This window comes from Mesorhizobium sp. C120A (assembly GCF_030323105.1).
Classification (GTDB): domain Bacteria; phylum Pseudomonadota; class Alphaproteobacteria; order Rhizobiales; family Rhizobiaceae; genus Mesorhizobium.
This window is the reverse complement of record NZ_CP100476.1, coordinates 4,515,574-4,536,721: the sequence shown is the minus strand read 5'-3', so window position 1 is coordinate 4,536,721 and position 21,148 is coordinate 4,515,574. Positions and strand designations below refer to the sequence as shown.

Genomic DNA, 21,148 nt, shown 5'->3' with positions numbered 1-21,148 from the left:
TGCAGTGCGTTTCAATATGTATATACATAATCGCCATCCAAGCAACGGAAAAAGATGATGGCGGCACAAGACAAAAGCCGGGCAGGGGGCCTTCAGCTTTGGCGCAATGCGCGCCTGGCAACCATGGCGGAAGGCGTTGCCGGACTGGGCATCGTCGAAAAGGGCGCGATCATCGCCCGTGACGGCGTCATCGTCTATGCCGGTCCGGAAGCCGACATGCCGTCAGCGTTGGCTCAGGGCAGCGAGACTACCGATTGCGAAGGCCGCTGGATTACGCCCGGCCTGATCGACTGCCACACCCATCTCATCCATGCCGGCAACCGTGCCAACGAGTTCGAGATGCGGCTGGCCGGCGTCACCTATGAAGAGGTCGCCAGAGCCGGCGGTGGCATCGTCTCGACGGTCAAAGCCACGCGTGCAGCGCACGAGGATGAATTGGTCCGGCAGAGCCTGCCGCGCCTCGACGCTTTGATTGCCGAGGGCGTGACGACCGTCGAAATCAAGTCGGGCTACGGCCTTAGCCATATGCATGAGAGATGGTCGCTACGTGCGGCGCGGCGGCTGGGCACAATGCGGGATGTGTCCGTGGTCACCACTTTTCTCGGCGCACACACACTACCGCAGAATCTGGGCGATCTTTCCGTGCCGTCGGAGCCCTATCGCGACAACGACGAATACATCGACAATATCGTCGACAATATTCTGCCCGCCATCGCCGTCGAGGGCCTGGCGGATGCCGTTGATGGGTTCTGCGAAGGCATTGCCTTCTCGCCGGAGCAAATCGCCCGCGTGTTCGACAAGGCCAAGGCGCTTGGCCTGCCGGTCAAACTCCATGCCGACCAGTTGTCCAACCTGCATGGCGCCGAACTCGCCGCCCGCTATGGCGCGCTGTCGGCCGACCATCTCGAATACACCGACGAGGCCGGCGCCGCAGCGATGGCCAAGGCCGGCACCGTGGCGACCATCCTGCCCGGCGCCTACTATTTCATCCGCGAAACCAGGAAGCCGCCGGTCGGCCTGTTCCGCCAGCACGGCGTCAAGATGGCGGTCGCCACCGACAACAATCCCGGGACGTCGCCGCTGACCTCGCTGTTGCTGACCATGAACATGGCAGCGACGCTTTTCGGCCTGACCGTCGAGGAATGCCTGGCCGGCACCACTCGCGAGGCTGCCCGCGCGCTTGGGCTGCTTGGCAAGACCGGCACGCTTGAGGCAGGAAAATCCGCCGACCTGGCGATCTGGGACATCGAGCGTCCGGCCGAACTCGTCTACCGCATGGGCTTCAACCCGCTCCATGCCCGCATCTGGAGAGGACAATGACCGAACTTAACCTGAAGCCCGGCAATGCGACGCTGGCCGACTGGCGCGCTATCTATCGTGGCGCCATGCCGAAGCTCGACGCCTCCTGCCGGCCAAAAATCAAGGCCAGCGCCGAGGCAGTCGCCCGCATCGTCGCCAAGGGTGAGCCGGTCTACGGCATCAACACCGGCTTCGGCAAACTGGCCAGCGTCCGCATTCCGGCCGAGGATCTAGAGACCCTGCAACGCAACATCGTTTTGTCGCATGCCGCCGGTGTCGGCGAGCCGATGCCGGTTTCGGTGGTTCGGCTGATGATGGCGCTGAAGCTCGCCAGCCTTGCGCAGGGCGCGTCGGGCGTACGGCCGCAAACCATCGAGTTGCTGGAATCGATGCTGGCCAACGACGTCATCCCCATGGTGCCGGCGCAGGGCTCGGTCGGCGCCTCCGGCGATCTCGCGCCGCTGTCGCACATGACGGCGGTGATGATCGGCGTCGGCGAATGCTTTACACCGCATGGCCGCTTCCCGGCCAAGGTCGCTTTCGTCTCGCACGGCCTGGAGCCCGTGACGCTCGGCGCCAAGGAAGGTCTGGCGCTGCTCAACGGCACGCAGTTTTCCACCGCCTACGCGCTGGCCGCTCTGTTCGAGGCCGAAGTGCTGTATCAGTCGGCGCTGGTCGCCGGGGCGCTGTCGACCGACGCTGCCAAGGGCTCGGACGCGCCCTTCGATCGGCGCATCCATCTCCTGCGCAAACATCCCGGCCAGATCGAGACGGCGGAAGCGCTGCGCAACCTGATGGCCGGCAGCGCCATTCGTGAATCGCACCGCGTCGGCGATGAGCGCGTGCAGGATCCGTACTGCCTGCGCTGCCAGCCGCAGGTGATGGGTGCGGCGCTCAACGTGCTGCGCCAGGCCGCCGATACGCTCGGCACCGAGGCCAATGGCGTCACCGACAATCCGCTGATCTTCGCCGAGGACGATACTGCGCTGTCCGGCGGCAATTTCCACGCCGAGCCGGTGGCTTTCGCTGCCGACATGATCGCGCTTGCCGTCTGCGAGATCGGCTCGCTGTCGGAGCGCCGCATCGCCATGCTGGTAGACCCCGCGCTGTCCGGCATGCCGGCCTTCCTGACGCCGAAGCCCGGCCTGAACTCCGGCTTCATGATCCCGCAGGTGACGGCGGCGGCGCTCGTCTCTGAGAACAAGCAGAAGGCCTATCCGGCAAGTGTCGATTCCATCCCGACCTCGGCCAACCAGGAAGACCATGTCTCGATGGCCGCACACGGCGCTCGCCGGCTGATCGGCATGATCGAAAACGCCACGGCCGTCATCGGCATCGAACTCCTGGCCGCCGCGCAAGGCTGCGATTTCCATGCGCCGCTGGCGTCGAGTGCAGCTCTGGAAGCGGTTCGTAAGCTGGTCCGCGCCGAGGTGCCGCATCTCGACAATGACCGGCATTTCCACCCTGACATGGAAAAAGCCATCGCCATGGTGCGCAGCGGCGCTGCCATCAAGGCTGCGAGCGCGGTGACATTGCCTTCGATCTCGGGAGTCTGACATGACCGACTGGCTGACAGTGACGGAAGGCACGGCACCCCTGTTGGTGTCCATCCCGCACACGGGTATCGATCTCGCCGGCATCGACAATCGGCTGGTCTCGCCCTGGCTCGGCCGCCGCGATTGCGACTGGTGGATCGACAATCTCTACGATTTTGCCGCCGGCCTTGGCGCGACTGTCGTGCACACGTCGATCTCGCGCACCGTCATCGATGTCAACCGCGATCCTTCCGGCGCCTCGCTCTATCCCGGGCAGACGACAACGACGCTATGCCCGACCGAGACCTTCGACGGCGATCCGCTGTATCTGCCCGGCGCGGAACCGACGCCATCGGAGATAGACCAGCGCCGCATAGCGTATTTCGTGCCCTACCATGAAATGCTGGCGGCTCAGTCCGTCAGGCTGCGCGGCCTGCATGAGAAGGTCGTCATTTACGATTGCCACTCGATCCGGTCGGTGCTGCCGCGCCTGTTCTACGGCACGCTGCCGGTGTTCAATCTCGGCACCAATGACGGCCAGACCGCGGATCCTACGCTGCAGGCGCTGGTTGGCCAGATCATGGCCGAGAGCGGTGAAAGCAATGTCATCAACGGCCGTTTCAAGGGTGGCTGGATCACCCGCTATTTCGGCAATCCGCAAGGCGGCTACCATGCGCTGCAGATGGAACTTGCCGATCGCGGCTATTTGCGCGAGCCCGAGGGCAAGGGCGAACCGGACAATTGGCCGGTGCCTTATGATGCCGAGTTCGCCGCGCCGATGCGCGCCACACTGACGAAAATCCTCCAATCCGCCATTGACTGGGCCGGGCGCTGAGACGCCGCCTTACTCCAAAGGGACAATGATGAACAATCCTCGCCACAACATCCGCGAAGTGCGCGCGCCCCGCGGCGACAAGCTCAACGCCAAATACTGGACGACCGAAGCGCCGCTGCGCATGCTGATGAACAACCTCGATCCCGATGTCGCCGAAAACCCCAATGAGCTCGTCGTCTATGGCGGCATCGGCCGGGCCGCGCGCACCTGGAACGATTTCGACAGCATCGTCGCCTCGTTGAAGACCCTCAATGAAGACGAGACGCTGCTGGTCCAGTCCGGCAAGCCGGTCGGCGTCTTCCGGACGCACACCGATGCGCCGCGCGTGCTGATCGCCAACTCCAACATCGTGCCGCATTGGGCGACCTGGGACAAATTCAACGAACTCGATAAAAAAGGCCTGATGATGTACGGCCAGATGACGGCCGGCTCCTGGATCTATATCGGCACGCAAGGCATCGTGCAGGGCACCTACGAGACCTTCGTCGAGGCCGGCCGCCAGCACTACAATGGCAACCTTACGGGCAAATGGATCCTGACCGGCGGCCTCGGCGGCATGGGCGGCGCCCAGCCGCTTGCCGCCGTCATGGCCGGCGCCTGCTGCCTCGCCATCGAATGCAATCCGGACTCGATCGATTTCCGGCTGCGCACCCGCTATGTCGACGAGAAGGCCGAGACGCTCGACGAAGCGATGGAAATGATCGAGCGCTGGACCAAGGCCGGCGAGGCGAAGTCGGTCGGCCTGCTCGGCAATGCGGCCGACATCGTGCCGGAAATGTTCAAGCGGGGCATCCGCCCCGACATGGTCACCGACCAGACCTCGGCGCATGACCCGATTAACGGCTATCTGCCCAAGGGCTGGACGATAGCTGAGTGGCGCGAGAAGCGCGTCTCCGATCCCAAGGCTGTCGAGAAGGCCGCCCGCGCCTCGATGCGCGAGCATGTCGAGGCGATGGTGGATTTCTGGAATGCCGGCGTGCCGACGCTCGACTATGGCAACAACATCCGCCAGGTCGCCAAGGACGAAGGCTTCGAGAACGCCTTTGCCTTCCCGGGCTTCGTGCCGGCCTATATAAGGCCGCTGTTCTGCCGGGGCATCGGCCCGTTCCGCTGGGCCGCCCTTTCGGGCGATCCCGAGGACATCTACAAGACCGACGCCAAGGTGCGCGAACTCACCCCTGGCAACACCCATCTGCACAACTGGCTGGACATGGCACGTGAGCGCATCGCCTTCCAGGGCCTGCCGGCGCGCATCTGCTGGGTCGGCCTCGGCGACCGCCACAGGCTGGGCCTCGCCTTCAACGAGATGGTGGCCAGGGGCGAACTCAAGGCGCCCGTCGTCATCGGCCGCGACCACCTCGATTCCGGCTCGGTCGCTTCGCCGAACCGCGAGACGGAAGCGATGAAGGACGGCTCCGACGCCGTCTCCGACTGGCCGCTGCTCAATGCGTTGCTCAACACCGCGTCGGGCGCGACCTGGGTGTCGCTGCATCATGGCGGCGGCGTCGGCATGGGCTTCTCGCAGCATGCCGGCATGGTCATCGTCGCCGACGGCACGCCGGACGCCGCAAGGCGCCTGGAGCGCGTGTTGTGGAACGATCCGGCGACAGGCGTCATGCGCCACGCCGATGCCGGCTACGACATCGCCATCGAGTGCGCGAAGGAGCACCAGCTCAATCTGCCCGGTATTTTAGGCTGATTGGCTTAAATGATGCGCATCCTACGGGCCGCCGACTACCGGGTCATGCCGTGGAAGAATGGCGGCGGCACGACCACCGAGATCGCCGTCTCGCCGGACGGCGCCGGCCTGGACGATTTCGACTGGCGCGTTTCGATGGCGCGAGTCGAGGATAGCGGGCCGTTCTCGGGCTTTGCCGGCGTCGACCGCACGCTGGCCGTGCTGGAAGGCGAGGGCATCGTCCTCGACATTGCTGGCCGGCCGCCGGCCGAAGTGACGGCGGCTTCCGCCCCGCTGTCCTTCCCGGCCGATGTGCCGACCTCGGCGGCGCTGATCTCCGGTCCGATCACCGACCTCAACGTCATGACCCGCCGCGGGCGGGCCATGCACACGGTCGAGCGCCTGGTGATCTCGGTTCCGACCGATACCCGGCCGACCAGCGCTATGACCCTGATCCTGCCGTTCGACGGTGAGGTCGGCGTGACCGGCGCGACATCGTCGCGCCTTGGACCTCGCGACACGCTGTTGCTCGGACCGCAGGCCGCGAAACTGCGGCTTGAACCGGTGCGGCCGACGATCGTGTTCGTCGTCCGGATAGCCAGCCTGGGCTAGCCGCACCGCCAGCACAACGATTAACGCCTGTTGCCAAACATGATCGCACGCCGGAGAAATCTGGCGTAAGCTGTTGTCTGGATCACGAAAAAGCCCGAATCCTTCCGTCGTTCCAAGGCGGACGGGAGGGCAGGGGTGCTCGTCCTTGAGTTGTCGAAAGCCCCACTTAAAATGTCGAAGGGATAACGCCTCTGGCGTGGTGAGAAGCAAAACTTTCGGCCAGTGTAATCATGCAACCAATTGCATTTGAATCGGTTTTAGGGACATTGCCGTGGCGGTGGCGCCGCATCGCGTCCCCCATGCGGAATTTTCAATGAATATCCAGACAAATCCTGCCCATATCGAAAAGTCCAGCGCCGGCTTCCCGGTCATCACCGAAGAGCCGATACGCTCCAATTTCCTGCCCGAAGAGCGGCTGCGCGCGCTGGGCGAAAGCCTCGCCAAGGGCGACATCAAGGACCTGTTCGGCCTGACGCAGTTCGATTTCCAGGCCCGCATCCGCGACAGCGCCAAGAAAATCCTCGAAGTCTACCGCTCGACCAATGCCGCCCAGGCCAAGGGCGAAACCATCACGCCTGCCGCGCAATGGCTGCTCGACAACAATTATCTCGTCGAGGAGACCATTTTTCAGGTGAAGCGCGACCTGCCGCGTCGTTTCTACCGGCAGTTGCCGACCCTGGAAGTGGCCAACCGCGCCGCGGTGCCGCGCGCGCTGGCCCTGGCCTGGAGCTATGTCGCCCATTCCGACAGTTCGGTTTCGGCGACCATGTTCAAATCCATCGTCGAGGGTTTTCAGTCGGTCGAGCCGCTCAAGATCGGCGAATTGTGGGCGCTGCCGTCGCTGCTGCGCTTCGTTTTGATCGAGAATCTGCGCCGCATCGCCGTGCGCGTCGACCGCACCAGGCAGATGCGCCATATCGCCAACGAGGTCGCCGACCGCGTGCTGGCGACCGACGACAATGCAGACCGCCGGAAGATCCTGTCGGGCTACGGCGCGCATGCGCAGGACACCACCTTCGCCACCCAGTTGCTCTACCGCCTGCGCGACGGCTCGCAGAATGCCGGCAGGGCGCTGGAATGGCTGGAGGTCGAGCTCGAGAAAACCGGCTCCGACGCCGAGGAAATCATCATTTCCGAGCATCGCACGCTGTCCAGCGGCAATGTCACCACCGGCAACATCATCCGCGGCCTGCGCCTCATCAACGACGTCGACTGGACGGTGTGGTTCGAGGGCGTCAGCCGCATCGACACGCTGTTGCGCGAGCGCACCGATTTCGCCGCGCTCGATTTCTTTTCGCGCGACCAGTACCGCACGTCGATCGAGCAACTGGCGCGGCGCTCCGACCTGTCCGAATTCCGTGTCGCCGAAAAGGCCATCGAGCTGGCCAGCCATGTTCCCGGGGTCACCGATGCCTCCGGCGTGCCGGATGCATCAGCCGATCCGGCCATGCATACCGATGTCGGCTTCTTCCTGGTCGGCCCGCGCCGGCCGGATCTGGAAAAGGCGATCGGCTATCGGCCGCCCTTCCATGTGACCTTCAAGCGCGCCTTCACCGCCACGGGCTGGCTCGGCATCGTTGTGCCGGTCTTCCTGCTGACGGTGCTACTGCTGGTTGTCTCCGGCAATGCGCTTGCCCATCTCGGCCTGTCGGTGGAATCCATCACGCTGATGCTGGCGCTGTTTGCGGTGCCTGCCAGCGAAGGCGCGCTCGCCTTCTTCAACACCGTTGTTTCACTGTTCCTGAAGCCGACGCGGCTCGTCGGCTATGACTACAAGCACGGCATTCCGGCGGCATCACGCACCTTGGTCGTGGTGCCGTCGCTGATCGGCTCGCGCGATGATGTCGAGGAAAACATCCGCAACATCGAGGTGCATCACCTCGCCAACACGGCCGAAGAAATCCATTTCGCGCTGCTGTCCGACTGGCCGGATTCCAAGACCGAGATCGACGCCGCCGACATCGAGATCCTGCAATATGCGCGCGACGAGATCGCCAGGCTCAATGCCCGTTATCCCTCGGAAGGCGCGCCGCGTTTCTATATCCTGCATCGCCGCCGGCTCTACAACCAGGCGCAGGGCGCCTGGATGGGCTGGGAGCGCAAGCGCGGCAAGCTGCATGAGCTGAACCTTCTCTTGCGCGGCGACAGCGACACCACCTTCCTGCCGCTCGACGTGCCGCTGCCGGAAAAGGTCGTCTATGTCATGACGCTCGACGCCGACACGCGCACCACGCGCGACGCCGTGTCGTCACTGGTCGGCAAGCTCGCCCATCCGCTCAACCGCCCGCATTTTGACGCGACAAAGCGCGTCGTTACCGCCGGCTACACCATTCTGCAGCCGCGCATCACAGCCTCGCTCACCAGCGGCGACGACGCTTCTTTCTTCCAGCGCGTCTTCTCGTCCAACAGCGGTCTCGATCCTTACGTCTTTGCCGTCTCGGATCTCTACCAGGACGTCTTCAGCGACGGCTCCTTCACCGGCAAGGGCCTTTATCACGTCGACGCTTTCGAGGCGGCGCTGCAGGGCCGCATCGAGGAAAACACCGTCCTCAGCCACGATCTGCTCGAAGGTGCGCTGGCGCGCGCAGCACTTGTCACCGACGTCGAACTGGTCGAGGACTATCCTACCCGCTACTCGGTCGACGCCTCGCGCCACCACCGCTGGGCGCGCGGCGACTGGCAGCTGCTGCGCTTCATCTTCTCGCCGCGTTCCGGCGTGCCGGCGCTGTCGCGCTGGAAGATGGTCGACAATCTGCGCCGCTCGCTGACCCCGATCTTCTGGGTGATGGCGGCGATCGCCGGCTGGACGCTGCTGCCCTTCACGCAGGCCGCGCAGTGGCAGGCGCTGCTGATCCTGTCGCTGTTCATGGCGCCGACCTTCGATGTCGTCAACGCCATCCTGCCCAAGAGCGGCGACCAGACGCCGCGCGGCCATTTCTCCGCACTGGCGCACGACACCGTCTTCGGCACGGCCCTTGTGGCGCTGAAAGTGCTGTTGATGGCGCACAATGCCTGGATGATGGGCGACGCCATCGTGCGCACGCTCTACCGCCTGTTCGTCAGCCGCCAGAACCTGCTGGAATGGCGCACCGCGTCGCAGGCGCACAAGGGCGGCGACAACGATATCGGCTCCTATTACAGCATGATGTATGGCGCCGTGATCATCGGCGTCGTCGGTCTCGCTATCCCCGTGCTGGCCGATTCCACCGGTGCCTTCGTCGCCTTCTTCTTCGCTCTGTTCTGGATCGGTTCGCCGGCGGTTGCCTGCTGGATCAGCCGCTCGGCCGAGACCGAGGACCGCCTGCGCATATCGCAAGCCGACATCCACGCGCTGCGCACCGTGGCGCGCCGCACCTGGCATTATTTCGAAACCTTCGTCACGGCCGAGCACCACAATCTGCCGCCCGACAATTTCCAGGAAAGCCCGGCGCCGGTTGTAGCGCCGCGGACGTCGCCGACCAATATCGGCGTCTACCTGCTGTCGGTGGTGTCGGCACGCGATTTCGGCTGGATTGCGCTCTCCGACGCCATCACTCGCATCGACGCCACGATGACGACCATCGAGAGCATGCCGCGCAACCGCGGCCACCTCTTCAACTGGTACGACACGACGACGCTCAAGCCGCTCTATCCGCTTTACATCTCGGCCGTCGACAGCGGCAATCTCGCCGGACATCTGGTCGCGGTGGCGGCTGCCTGCGCCGAATGGGCGGAAGCCCCGTCCGTTCACCTGCAGGGCGATTTCGAAGGCGTCCTCGACACGGTGAGTATCCTCGACGAGAGCCTCGAGGAATTGCCTGACGACCGCCGGCAACTGCGGCCGTTGCGCCAGCGTCTGGCCGATCGCCTCGATGGCATGCGGCGCGCCGTCATGACCATCAAGGCGCAGCCGGAGATGGCCTCGATCCGCACCATTAACCTGGCCGTGCTTGCCGGCGAGATCCGCAAGCTCGCCACCGCCATCCACACCGAGGCCGGATCGCAGCGCAGCGACATTATCGCCGACTGGGCGGCACGGCTGGAAGCGACCTGCGAGGCGCATGTGCATGACTCGCACAGCGACGAAAACGCCGTCGAAGCCTTGCGCGCCAAGCTGCTGGCGCTGCGCGAACGCTGCCGCCGCTATGCCTTCGAGATGGATTTCTCTTTCCTGATGCGTCAGGAGCGCAAACTGCTCTCGATCGGCTACCGGGTCGAGGAGCACCAGCTCGATGAGAGCTGCTACGATCTGCTCGCCTCCGAGGCGCGGCTGACCAGCCTGTTCGCCATCGCCAAGGGTGACCTGCCGACGGAGCATTGGTTCCGGCTTGGAAGGCCGATCGTCGAGATCGGCTTCCAGGGTGCGCTGATGTCCTGGTCGGGCTCGATGTTCGAGTATCTGATGCCGCCTTTGGTAATGAAGGAGCCGCAGGGGTCGATCCTCAACCAGACCAGCAAGCTGATCATCAAGCGCCAGATCCAGTACGCGCGTTCGAAGAACGTGCCCTGGGGCATTTCGGAAGCGGCCTACAATGCCCGCGACCGCGAACTGACCTACCAGTATACCAATTTCGGCGTGCCCGGACTTGGCCTCAAGCGCGGCCTTGGCCAGAACACGGTGATCGCCCCTTACGCCACGATCCTCGCGGCGCAGTTCACACCGCGCGAATCCGTCCAGAATCTGGCCAGGCTGCGCTCCATCGGCGCTCTCGGCCGGCATGGCTTTTACGACGCCGTCGACTTCACGCCGCAGCGCGTGCCGGAAGGCACCGACCACGCTGTTGTCCTGAACTACATGGCGCATCACTCCGGCATGTCGATCGCCGCCGTTGCCGACGCCATCTTCGAGGGCCGGCTGCGCGACCGCTTCCACAGCGATCCGGTGATCGAGTCTGCCGAACTCCTGCTGCAGGAGAGGGCGCCGCGCGACATCCCGACCGCCACGGTCAGGACCGAAGCCGACGAGCGCTCGAAGGACGAGACCGAGGTCGAGAGCCCGGATTCGCGCATCGTCCTCGACCCGCTGAGGGCGTTGCGCGCCACCAGCGTCATGTCCAATGGCCGCTACTCCGTCATGGTCTCGGCCACCGGTTCCGGTTACAGCCGCTGGGGCGAACTCGCCGTCACCCGTTGGCAGCCCGACCCGACCGAAGACCGGCTCGGCTCCTACATCTTCCTGCGCGACGCCGGCAGCGGCGACTGGTGGTCGGCCACCGCGGAGCCGAAGCAGGCGACCGGCGAGAGAGTGCAGACGCTGTTTTCCGACGACAAGGCGAGCTTCGTCAAAACAGTGGGCTCGCTGCGTTCGGAGGTCGAATGCATCGTCATCTCGGAAGGCAATGGCGAGGGACGGCGCGTCACGCTCTACAATGACGGCGCCACTGACCGGCATATCGAGGTGACCTCCTTTGCCGAGCTGGTGCTGGGCAACGAAGCCTCCGACAATGCCCATCCTGCGTTCTCGAAAATGTTTATCGAGACCGAGATCGCTGCCAACAACGGTGCCATCTTTGCCACCAGGCGCAAGCGCGACAAGAACGAGCCTGACGTCACCATGGTGCATTTCGTCACCGATCCCTCCGGATTGGCGCGCGATGCCGAGGCCGAAACCGATCGCCGTGCCTTCATCGGCCGTGGCCGTACCATCGCGGAAGCGGCGGCCTTCGATCCCGGCGCCAAGCTTGGCGGTCACCACGGCTTCACCCTCGATCCGGTAGCGGCCCTGCGCCGCCAGGTGCGGGTGCCGGCCAACAAGAAGATATCGCTGACCTTCTGGACCGCCGTCGGCGCCAACCGCGCCGAACTTGACGAGGCCATCGCCAGGCTCGACCATCCCGAAAGTTTTGCCCGCCAGGCGATGCTTGCCTGGACGCGTTCGCAGGTGCAGACACGCCATCTTGGTCTCAGCCTGACCGACGCCGCCAATGTGCAGAAGCTGGCGCGTTTCCTGATCTATCCCGATCCGTTCCTGCGCCTGCCCGGCGAATCCATCGCTTCGGGGCTGGGCAAGCAGTCCAGCCTGTGGCCGACCAGCATTTCGGGCGATTTCCCGATCTTCCTGGTCCGCATCGGCGACGTGGCCGACCTCGAAATTGTCGCCCAGGCGCTGCGCTTCCAGGAGTATATGCGCGCCCGCGGCATGATGATCGACTTTGTGGTCGTCAACGAGCAGGCATCGTCCTATGTCCAGGACCTGCAGCGCGCGGTCGAAACGCTGTGCGAAAACAGCCGCCTGCGCGGCAAGGAACTCGGGCCGCGCCAGCACATCTTCGCCGTGCGCCGCGACCTGATGGACGAGGCGACGTACAAGACGCTGCTGGCGGTTGCCCGCGTGGTTCTGCACACGCGCAACGGCACCATCTTCGACCAGATCGAACGCGCCGAGGCGGCAGCCTTGCAAGCACGCGATGCCCTGCAGCCGGCGCCCCCCGCGTCACTGCGCGAGCCGTCTCTGCCGGTTCCGGCGGCGCCTGCATACCATGCCGCGTCCGACAGCAGCGCCGACGGCAGCGGCCTCAGCCATTGGAACGGCTTTGGCGGTTTCGAGGGCGACGGCCGCCACTATGTCACCCGCCTTGCCGGCCGGCGCTCGACGCCGCAGCCCTGGATCAACGTCGTCTCGAACGCCTCGTTCGGCTTCCATGTCTCGGCCGAAGGCGCTGCCTTCACCTGGAGCCGCAACAGCCGCGATTACCAGCTGACGCCATGGTCGAACGATCCGGTCACCAACCGGCCGGGCGAGGGCATCTACATCTACGATCAGGCCAGCGGCAAGGCATTCTCGCCGCTGGCTGCCATGGTCCGCGATCCCTCGATGACCTATGAGACATGGCACGGCCAGGGCTTCTCGACCTTCCGGTCCAAACGCGGCCCGCTGTCGATGGATCTGACGCACGTCGTCGATCCCGTCGATCCAGTGAAGATCACGCGCCTGCGCATCCAGAACTCGGGCTCGGCGCCGGCGCGGCTGCGCGTCTATGCCTATGCCGAATGGGTTCTCGGCAGCCATCGCTCGAGCACGGCTGCGACCATCATCCCGTCCAGGGATCCAGCGACCGGCGCGCTTCTGGCGCAAAACCCCTACGGTCTCGATTTCGGCGACCGGGTGGCCTTCCTGGCCGCCACCGGTCCGGTGCATTCGGTGACAGCCGATCGTGGCGAGTTCATCGGCAGGCATGGCACCAGCGCATTCCCGCACGCGGTCGTCAGCGGCGCCGGCCTGTCGGGCCGCGTCGAGGCCGGCGACGATCCGTGCGCAGCTGTCGCCAGCGAAATCGATATCCCTGCCGGCGGCGACGTCACGCTGGTCTGGCTGCTTGGCGACGCCGCCACATCAGCCGAGGCGAGCGCGTTGGTGCAGACTCATTCGGGCAAGGATTTCGACCAGCGGCTGGCCGACAATGAACGCGTCTGGCGCGGCTTCCTCGACACCATCCAGGTCGAGACGCCCGACAAGGCGCTCGACGCCATGGTCAATCACTGGCTGCCCTATCAGAGCCTGGCCTGCCGCATCCGCGCCCGCTCGGCCTTTTATCAGGCAAGCGGCGCCTTCGGCTTCCGCGACCAGCTGCAGGACACGCTGGCCCTGCTTGCGCATGATCCGAAACTGGCGCGCGACCAGATCCTCAATGCGGCGCGCCGGCAGTTCCCCGAAGGCGATGTCCAGCATTGGTGGTTGCCGCGCACCGACGCCGGCGTGCGCACCATGATCTCTGACGATGTGGTCTGGCTGGCGCATGCCACCAATCGCTACATCGAGGTGACCGGCGATACAGGGATCCTGAACGAGCAGCTGCCTTTCATCGACGGGCAGGTGCTGGGCGAGGGCGAGCACGACGCCTTCTTCACGCCGGAAATCTCCAAGACGAACGCTTCGCTCTACGACCATTGCGCGCGCGCGCTCGACCTTGCGGTCAAGCGCAGCAGCCCGGCTGGGCTGCCGCTGATCCTCGGCGGCGACTGGAACGACGGCATGAACCGCGTCGGCGAAGCCGGCAAGGGGGAGAGTGTCTGGCTCGGCTGGTTCCTTTTGAAGACGCTGGGCGACTTTACCACCGTGGCCAAGGGGCAGGGCGACACCAAGCGGACGCAGGCCTGGACAAAACACGCCGATGTGCTGAAGCGGGCGCTGGAAAGCACCGCCTGGGACGGCCAGTGGTATCGCCGCGGCAGCTACGACGACGGCACGCCGCTTGGCTCGCACAATTCGGACGAGTGCAAGATCGACTCCATCGCGCAGTCGTGGAGCGTGCTCTCCGGCGAGGGCGACCCCGCGCGCTCGACCACGGCGATGCAGCAGGCGACGAACCTGCTGGTCGACGACAAGCTCAAGATCGTCAAACTGTTTACCCCGGCCTTCCAGAACACGAGAAAGGACCCTGGTTACATCAAGAGTTATCCGCCGGGCGTGCGCGAGAACGGCGGCCAGTACACCCATGCGGCGACCTGGTTCGTGATCGCGCTCGCCGAAATGGGCCGCACCGACGATGCCTATCGCTGCTTCTCGATGCTGAACCCGGTCAACCATGCGCTCGACGATGCATCGGCCGAGCATTATCGCGTCGAGCCGTACGTCGTCGCCGCCGACATCTATTCCGGTGAGGACAAGGGCGGTCGCGGCGGCTGGACCTGGTATACGGGCTCAGCGGGATGGCTCTACCGTGCTGCGGTCGAAGGCATTCTGGGCATTGAGCGGCGGGGCAAGCAAATCACGTTCCGGCCGAAACTGCCCAGCCATTGGGACGGCTATTCTGCAACGCTGAAGATGCTGGGGGCGGAGGTCAAGGTTCGCGTCATCCGCGACAAAAAGGCCAAATCCATCTCGCTCGAAGTCAATGGAACCAAGACAAAGTCTTCCGGTTTTCAGCCGAAGGCCGGCGACAAGATCGAGGTGGTCGTCAAGATACCCACGTAAAATCAAGGGCTTCAGATTGTTGACGCGCGCCTTTCGAGGCGCGCGTTTTCTACTTGGGCATGCTCCTGGCGCAGTACGGCGTGCCTTCCCGGATACCGGCGGGTCAAGCGTGCAGTGACTAAAAATGTAGCAGCGCTAGATGCTGCCATGATTTTGCCGCAAGACTGACATTTCACCTTTTATCTCAAACCGTTAGGTGATCACGGCAGATTTCGCAACGTCGTCATCTTTTGTTCGCAGAATGGGAACGGAAGAGGTAGACGGGCATTGTTTTGCGACCCGTTAACCGGTACGTGTCAAGAAATGGTGCGGTGCACAATAATGTTTTGGGCGGAGTAGCTGAAGTGTCACTTCTGCAAATCTACTGGAGAGCGCTGGGTTATCTCGCAGCCGACAGGAAGCGCGTTGCGTTTATCTGCGGTGCGAATGTCGCGCTCGCCATTATCGCCATCCTCGAGCCGATCATGTTCGGCCGGGTAATCGACGCCATCTCCGATAAGGGTTCGGTGTTTTCGACGCTGGCGCTGTGGGCCGGTCTCGGCGCCTTTAACATCGTCGCCTTCGTGCTGGTGGCGCGCGGCGCCGACCGTTTTGCCCACAAGCGGCGCAGCGAGGTGCTGTGCCAGTCGTTCGAGCGCGTGATCACCATGCCGCTCGCCTGGCACCACCAGCGCGGCACCTCCAACGCGCTGCACACGCTGCTGCGCGCCGTCGAGACGCTGTTCAGCCTGTGGCTTGAATTCATGCGCCAGCATCTGTCGACGGCGGTTGCGCTGGCTCTGCTGATTCCGACCGCGATAAGCATGGATCTGCGCATGTCGCTGGTGCTAATGGCGCTGGGCGTTCTCTATGTCGGCATCGGCCGGCTTGTGATGAAGCGCACCAAGGCGGGCCAGGCCGCGGTCGAGCGTCACTACCATCAGGTCTTCGCGCATGTGACCGACTCGGTCAGCAATGTCGCCGTGCTGCAGAGCTACAACCGTCTCGGCCACGAGGCCGATACGCTGCGCCGCTATGTCAAGAACCTGCTCGACGCGCAGAACCCGGTGCTCGACTGGTGGGCGATGGCCAATGCGTTGCACCGCCTGTCGTCGACCATATCGATGATGGTTGTGCTTTTGATCGGCGCCTATCTGGTCACCCATGGCCAGCTCAAGATCGGCGACGTCATCGCCTTCACCGGCTTTGCCACGCTGCTGATTGCCCGCCTCGACCAGATGTCGGCTTTCGCCAACCAGATTTCGGAAGCCCGCGCCAAGCTCGAGGACTTCTATCACCTCGAGGATTCGGCCGCCGACTCCGCCGAGCCGGACGGCTTGCGCGACCTCACCAACGTCACCGGCCATGTCCGCTTCGAGAATGTCGGCTTCGAGTTTGCCAATTCGCGGCAGGGCGTCGACGACGTCTCCTTCGAGGTCCAGGCCGGGCAGACGGTTGCCATCGTCGGCCCGACCGGCGCCGGCAAGACGACGCTGATCAACCTCTTGCAGCGCGTCTTCTCGCCGTCTCATGGCCGTATCCTGATCGACGGCATCGACACCCGCACGGTGACCCGCAAGTCGCTGCGTCATTCGATCGCCACCGTCTTCCAGGATGCCGGCCTGCTCAACCGCTCGATCGAGGACAACATCCGCGTCGGTCGTGCCGAGGCGACTTATGACGAGGTTCACGCCGCCGCCAACGCGGCTGCCGCGCAGGATTTCATCCTTGCCAAGAGCGCCGGTTACGACACCGTCGTTGGCGAGCGCGGCGGCCAGCTTTCGGGCGGCGAGCGTCAGCGCATCGCCATTGCCCGCGCCGTGCTCAAGGACGCACCGATCCTGGTGCTCGACGAGGCGACGAGCGCGCTCGACGTCGAGACCGAGGACCGCGTCAAGGAAGCCATCGACGAACTGAGGCGCAACCGCACCACCTTCATCATCGCCCACCGCCTGACCACCGTTCGCGACGCCGACCTGGTCGTGTTCATGGACAAGGGCAAGGTGGTCGAGATGGGCGGCTTCGCCGAACTGTCGCTGCGCAATGGCCGTTTCGCCAGCCTGCTGCGCGCCGGCGGCCTGCTCAACGACGAGGAAGTCCGCCGCCTCAGCCGCACCGTGAATATCGAAGCGGCGTAGCTTTTTTACCTCCCCCTTGTGGGGAGGTCGGACCCGTAGGGTCCGGGTGGGGGTAGTGCCCCACCACCCCCACCCCGCTGCTTCGCAGCGACCCTCCCCACGATGGGGAGGGTAAATAAGACTGCGACAACCGCTCGATTGCCCCGAACGCGCCGCCGGTCTATCTAGACCTTATGAGCGACACCTCCTCACGCCTCGCCGGCTGGACCGACCTCGCCAACCCGACGCGCTTTGTCGGGCTGGCCGACAGGCTGGTGCCGTGGCTGGCGTCGATCGCCGCGATCCTGCTAGCCATCGGTCTCTATATGAGCTTTGCCGCGCCTGAGGATTTCCAGCAGGGCATCACGGTGCGCATCATGTACATCCACGTGCCTTTCGCCTGGCTCGCCATGATGTGCTACACGGTGATGGCGGTCGCCGCGCTCGGTACGCTGGTCTGGCGCCATCCGCTGGCCGACGTCGCGCTGAAATCTGCAGCCCCGATCGGCGCCACCTTCACCGCGCTTGCGCTGGTCACCGGCTCCATCTGGGGCAAGCCGATGTGGGGCACCTGGTGGGTGTGGGATGCCCGCCTGACCTCAGTCTTCATCCTCTTCCTGATGTATCTCGGCATCATCGCGCTGACGCGCGCGCTGGATGACGCCAGCCGTGCCGCCTGGGCCGCCGCCATCATCACGCTGGTCGGCTTCATCAACATCCCGATCATCAAATTCTCGGTCGACTGGTGGAACACGCTGCACCAGCCGGCCTCGGTGTTCCGGCTCGGCGGACCGACGATCGATCCCAGCCTGCTATGGCCGCTGCTGGTGATGGCGCTCGGCTTCACCGTGCTGTTCTTCGCGCTGCACCTGACGGTGATGCGCACCGAGATCCGCCGCCGGCGGGTGATCTCCATGCGCAGGGTGGCGGCAAGGCAGGCCGACTAGCGCGATTTCAAACGGAAGGGACAGCCATGCGCCTGCCGCCAGAAACATTAGCATGTGCTGCTATGTTGCGGTGCGGCAACAAGAATTCTCAAAAGATCGTTCCCGACCTCGCTTTGCTCCTTGATCTCGTTTGCGTTCTTGACAGCTCGGCCGCCAAGCAAGAGTGATATTAGTCACTAGTTGTTGCGAGGGGATTCGACGATGAAACTGTGCCTGCTGGCTGGCGTTTCGACATTTGCATTGGCGCTTGGCTGGAGTTCGGCCTACGCCGCAGACGCGCTTGTCGACGTGCCGAGGGCGGAGGATCTCTGGTACGTCACGCTCTTCGGCGGCGCCAGCTTTGCCAACAATGTGAAGACGGACTACGATAGTGGTCGGTATTCCGTGGATCTTGACAGTGGGTTCGTGATCGGCGGCGCTGTCGGTCGGCGGATCAACGACACGTTCCGCGTGGAAGGCGAACTGTCCTACGCGCGCTACAAGGCAAGCGAGTACAGCTTCAGCTTCCCTCCTGCCGACCAAGGTTCCGGCCCAGCTTCCGGCAATCTGTCGGCCACCTATCTTCTCGCCAACGTCTGGGCCGATGTTGCGCATTTTGGTGATGCCAAACTCTATGTCGGCGGCGGTCTCGGCGCGGCCTATGTTACTGCCGATACTCATTTTGATGGCCACGCCTATGGATACGGGCCTGGCGGCTGGGGTTTCGCCGGCCAGGTGGGCGCCGGTGTTACCTACGCGGTAACGCAGAATGTCGACCTCGATTTCGGTTACCGCTTCAAGGCCGTGACAAGCGTGGATCTAGACGACAATGATGGCGGCGGCACATACGAGAACGCCAAATTGTACTCCCACAATCTCCAGCTTGGCGTTACCCTGAAGTTCTGATTGGTTCGTCGCAGGTCGCGACCGGGATCTGACGGATGCCGCTCTTGCCACGCCGGCAACCCCTGGGTCTGCCGGCAATGATCTCAGCCTCGCTGCCGACCGCCGGTGAGCCGGCGGAAAAGACATTGCAGCGCGGCATCGACCTGCAACGGCGCAAGCGTTTTCGCGAGGCCGAGTTCTGCTACCAGACGGTGCTTCGCACGCAGCCCAAAAATGCCATGGCGCTGAACCTGATGGGCACGCTCGCCATCGAGGCCGAGCATCATGACGCCGCCATTGCCTATATGGAAAGGGCGGTCACGCTCGAACCGGACAACGCCATCTTCCGCAACAATCTCGGCAATGCCTACAATGTCACCGGCAACGTCGACAAGGCGCGCAGACATCTGAGAAAGGCGATCGAGCTCGACGGAGGGCTCATCGAAGCGCTGTGCAATCTCGGCCGCTCCTACCGCAGCCAGCTCGAGGGCGACATTGCCGAAGGGTTCTATCGCCAGGCGCTGGCTATCGACGGCCAGTCGGTGATGGCACTTGCCGGTATGGGCGATTTGCTCACCGACATTGGCCGGCCGGCCGAGGCGGTCGAATGCTTCAGCAAGGCCCTTGCCATCGACCCGGGCCATGTCGAGGCGCTGGCTGGAATGGCGCTTGCGCGCCGGGCGGTCAAGGACGATCCGACGTTGCCTTTGGTGCTGAAACGCCTGGAATTGCCGACAACCACCGATCGCGAGCGGGTAGTGCTGCACCACGCCGCCGGCAAGATGCTCAATGATCAGCGCGATTATGGCCCGGCCATCCGCCATTTCGCGAGGGCCAAGGCGATTTCCGGCAATGACTTCGACATCGACCGGCACACCCAGCTTTACGACAGCTTCATCGACACTTTCGACGCCGGCTTCTTCGAGGCGCGAGCCAATTTGGGAAATCCATCCAGACGCCCGGTCTTCATCGTCGGCATGCCACGGTCGGGAACGACGCTGACCGAGCAGATATGCGCCAGTCATCGCGATATCCATGGCGCCGGGGAGTTGTCGACCATTCGTTCACTTGCCGGCGAACTTGGGTTCGACAAGCTCGACCCAGCCATTTTCACCAAGGCCATGGCGGCGCTCACTGCAGCCAAGGCCAAGGAGCTTGGATCGAAATATCTCGACGATCTCAAAAAGCGCAACAACACGGTGCGGCTTGTCGTCGACAAGATGCCGCACAATTTCGAGCTGCTGGCCTTCATCAGCCTGATCTTGCCGAATGCCCGCATCATCCATTGCCGGCGTGACCCGATGGACAATTGCGCGTCCTGTTTCATGCATAATTTTTCCGAGGCGCACGGCTATAATGCCGATCTGACCAAGCTTGGGCAGTATTACCGGCAGTATGACCGCCTGATGCGCCATTGGGCCAAGGTCATCCCGCTGGATATCCACGACATGCCCTACGAAGAAACGGTCGGCGATTTCGAAAATCGCGCCCGCGGATTGATCGGATTCCTCGGCATCGAGTGGGACGATGCCTGCTTGCGTTTCAACGAAACCGAGCGCACGGTGCGGACGCCGAGCCGCTGGCAGGTGCGCCAGCCGATCTATTCATCCTCGGTCGAGCGCTGGAAGCTGTATGGCGACGCGCTGGATCCGCTGAAGGCGGCGCTGGGTCCGGTTTATCAGTCCTGATTTCAGTTGGCCCGAACAACCTCGCGCTCGACGCGCGCTGGCGTAGATTAGACCTGAGTTGCATCGTGCTTTGGGGCCAAATGAAAGCCGAATGCTTTCATGACCGCCAGTGTGGTTTCCAGCGTAGGATTACCGTTTTCGCTGAGCGAGGTATAAAGATGCTCGCGAGCCAAGCCGGTCTTTCTGGCAATGTTGCTCATCCCCTTGGCGCGGGCAACGACACCGAGGGCGGACGCGACGAATTTGGCGTCTCCGGTTTCCATTGCCTCTGCCAGAAACGCCTCGATTGCCGTATCGGAATCGAGCATTTCGGCGGGATCGAAATCATAGATTTTTTCAACCATTGTCGTCACTCCATTCTACGGCCAGGCGCTTGCTGTCCGTATGTCGGTTTCTTGTGAACTTTTATCCCCGCCGCACAGGAGCAGGATGACCGTTTCACCGCGCTTGTGAAATAAACGCGATAGCCGGGCCCACAGTGAATGCGCAATTCACTGATGCCTTCACCCACTGGGGCCACGTCGCCGGGATTTCCTACAATCAAACGTTGCAGCCGAACGGCAATTGCCGCCTTGGCTCTTCCGTCTTTCAGCTTTTGGTGCCACCTCCGAAAGGTGGCTGTCTGCTTCAGGATTGCCATGGTGGCTAGTAAGTTATAAATTACAATTCGTCAATGTCGAAATAGGGCGAGCCTCCAAAAC

General features: G+C 63.6%; 12 protein-coding genes. 10 read left to right on the top strand and 2 right to left on the bottom strand.

The window, feature by feature from the left end; translation table 11 throughout:
• The first annotated feature begins 57 nt into the window (after nt 1-57).
• The 10 genes from hutI (at nt 58) to NL532_RS22010 (ending at nt 20,447) form a co-directional block, all read left to right on the top strand.
• Nucleotides 58-1,320, top strand: a complete 1,263-nt coding sequence (hutI, locus tag NL532_RS22055) for an imidazolonepropionase (protein WP_023829520.1) — start codon at nt 58-60, stop codon at nt 1,318-1,320.
• Entirely contained in the window at nt 1,317-2,855 is a 1,539-nt protein-coding gene (hutH, locus tag NL532_RS22050) for a histidine ammonia-lyase (RefSeq protein WP_023689633.1), read from the top strand. The genes hutI and hutH overlap by 4 nt, the downstream gene beginning before the upstream one ends.
• Before the next feature lies 1 nt (nt 2,856).
• Nucleotides 2,857-3,669, top strand: coding sequence for an N-formylglutamate deformylase (gene hutG, locus NL532_RS22045; protein WP_023689634.1), 813 nt, complete (start codon nt 2,857-2,859; stop codon nt 3,667-3,669).
• Nucleotides 3,670-3,697: 28 nt separating this feature from the next.
• Nucleotides 3,698-5,368, top strand: a complete 1,671-nt coding sequence (hutU, locus tag NL532_RS22040) for a urocanate hydratase (protein WP_023689635.1) — start codon at nt 3,698-3,700, stop codon at nt 5,366-5,368.
• Nucleotides 5,369-5,380: 12 nt separating this feature from the next.
• Complete coding sequence (locus NL532_RS22035) at nt 5,381-5,959, top strand: HutD/Ves family protein (protein WP_023715241.1); 579 nt, start codon at nt 5,381-5,383, stop codon at nt 5,957-5,959.
• A gap of 313 nt (nt 5,960-6,272) precedes the next feature.
• Nucleotides 6,273-14,852 carry a glycoside hydrolase family 94 protein gene (locus NL532_RS22030; protein WP_023829521.1) on the top strand — a complete coding sequence of 2,860 codons (8,580 nt, stop codon included), beginning with the start codon at nt 6,273-6,275 and terminating at the stop codon, nt 14,850-14,852.
• 344 nt (nt 14,853-15,196) lie between these two features.
• Entirely contained in the window at nt 15,197-16,969 is a 1,773-nt protein-coding gene (locus NL532_RS22025; protein ID WP_023672897.1) for a glucan ABC transporter ATP-binding protein/ permease, read from the top strand.
• A gap of 173 nt (nt 16,970-17,142) precedes the next feature.
• Nucleotides 17,143-17,895, top strand: a complete 753-nt coding sequence (locus tag NL532_RS22020; RefSeq protein ID WP_023672896.1) for a heme ABC transporter permease — start codon at nt 17,143-17,145, stop codon at nt 17,893-17,895.
• Nucleotides 17,896-18,096: 201 nt separating this feature from the next.
• Nucleotides 18,097-18,780: an outer membrane protein gene (locus tag NL532_RS22015; RefSeq protein ID WP_023672895.1), complete on the top strand. Its 684-nt coding sequence runs from the start codon at nt 18,097-18,099 to the stop codon at nt 18,778-18,780.
• Between the two features lie 77 nt (nt 18,781-18,857).
• Complete coding sequence (locus NL532_RS22010) at nt 18,858-20,447, top strand: tetratricopeptide repeat-containing sulfotransferase family protein (RefSeq protein ID WP_023829522.1); 1,590 nt, start codon at nt 18,858-18,860, stop codon at nt 20,445-20,447.
• Nucleotides 20,448-20,494: 47 nt separating this feature from the next.
• Here NL532_RS22010 and NL532_RS22005 read toward each other — a convergent pair whose 3' ends face one another.
• On the bottom strand, nt 20,495-20,791 hold the full coding sequence (locus NL532_RS22005; RefSeq protein WP_023672893.1) for an addiction module antidote protein: 297 nt from the start codon (nt 20,789-20,791) through the stop codon (nt 20,495-20,497).
• 5 nt (nt 20,792-20,796) lie between these two features.
• A complete protein-coding gene (locus tag NL532_RS22000) occupies nt 20,797-21,087 on the bottom strand; it encodes a type II toxin-antitoxin system RelE/ParE family toxin (RefSeq protein WP_502881986.1) in 291 nt (96 codons plus the stop codon).
• Nucleotides 21,088-21,148: the final 61 nt, after the last annotated feature.

Coding starts and splice junctions, on each gene's coding strand:
- hutI (WP_023829520.1), top strand. CDS start 58: ATGGCGGCACAAGACAAAAGCCGGGCAGGGGGCCTTCAGCTTTGGCGC.
- hutH (WP_023689633.1), top strand. CDS start 1,317: ATGACCGAACTTAACCTGAAGCCCGGCAATGCGACGCTGGCCGACTGG.
- hutG (WP_023689634.1), top strand. CDS start 2,857: ATGACCGACTGGCTGACAGTGACGGAAGGCACGGCACCCCTGTTGGTG.
- hutU (WP_023689635.1), top strand. CDS start 3,698: ATGAACAATCCTCGCCACAACATCCGCGAAGTGCGCGCGCCCCGCGGC.
- NL532_RS22035 (WP_023715241.1), top strand. CDS start 5,381: ATGCGCATCCTACGGGCCGCCGACTACCGGGTCATGCCGTGGAAGAAT.
- NL532_RS22030 (WP_023829521.1), top strand. CDS start 6,273: ATGAATATCCAGACAAATCCTGCCCATATCGAAAAGTCCAGCGCCGGC.
- NL532_RS22020 (WP_023672896.1), top strand. CDS start 17,143: ATGAGCGACACCTCCTCACGCCTCGCCGGCTGGACCGACCTCGCCAAC.
- NL532_RS22015 (WP_023672895.1), top strand. CDS start 18,097: ATGAAACTGTGCCTGCTGGCTGGCGTTTCGACATTTGCATTGGCGCTT.
- NL532_RS22010 (WP_023829522.1), top strand. CDS start 18,858: ATGATCTCAGCCTCGCTGCCGACCGCCGGTGAGCCGGCGGAAAAGACA.
- NL532_RS22005 (WP_023672893.1), bottom strand. CDS start 20,791: ATGGTTGAAAAAATCTATGATTTCGATCCCGCCGAAATGCTCGATTCC.
- NL532_RS22000 (WP_502881986.1), bottom strand. CDS start 21,087: ATGGCAATCCTGAAGCAGACAGCCACCTTTCGGAGGTGGCACCAAAAG.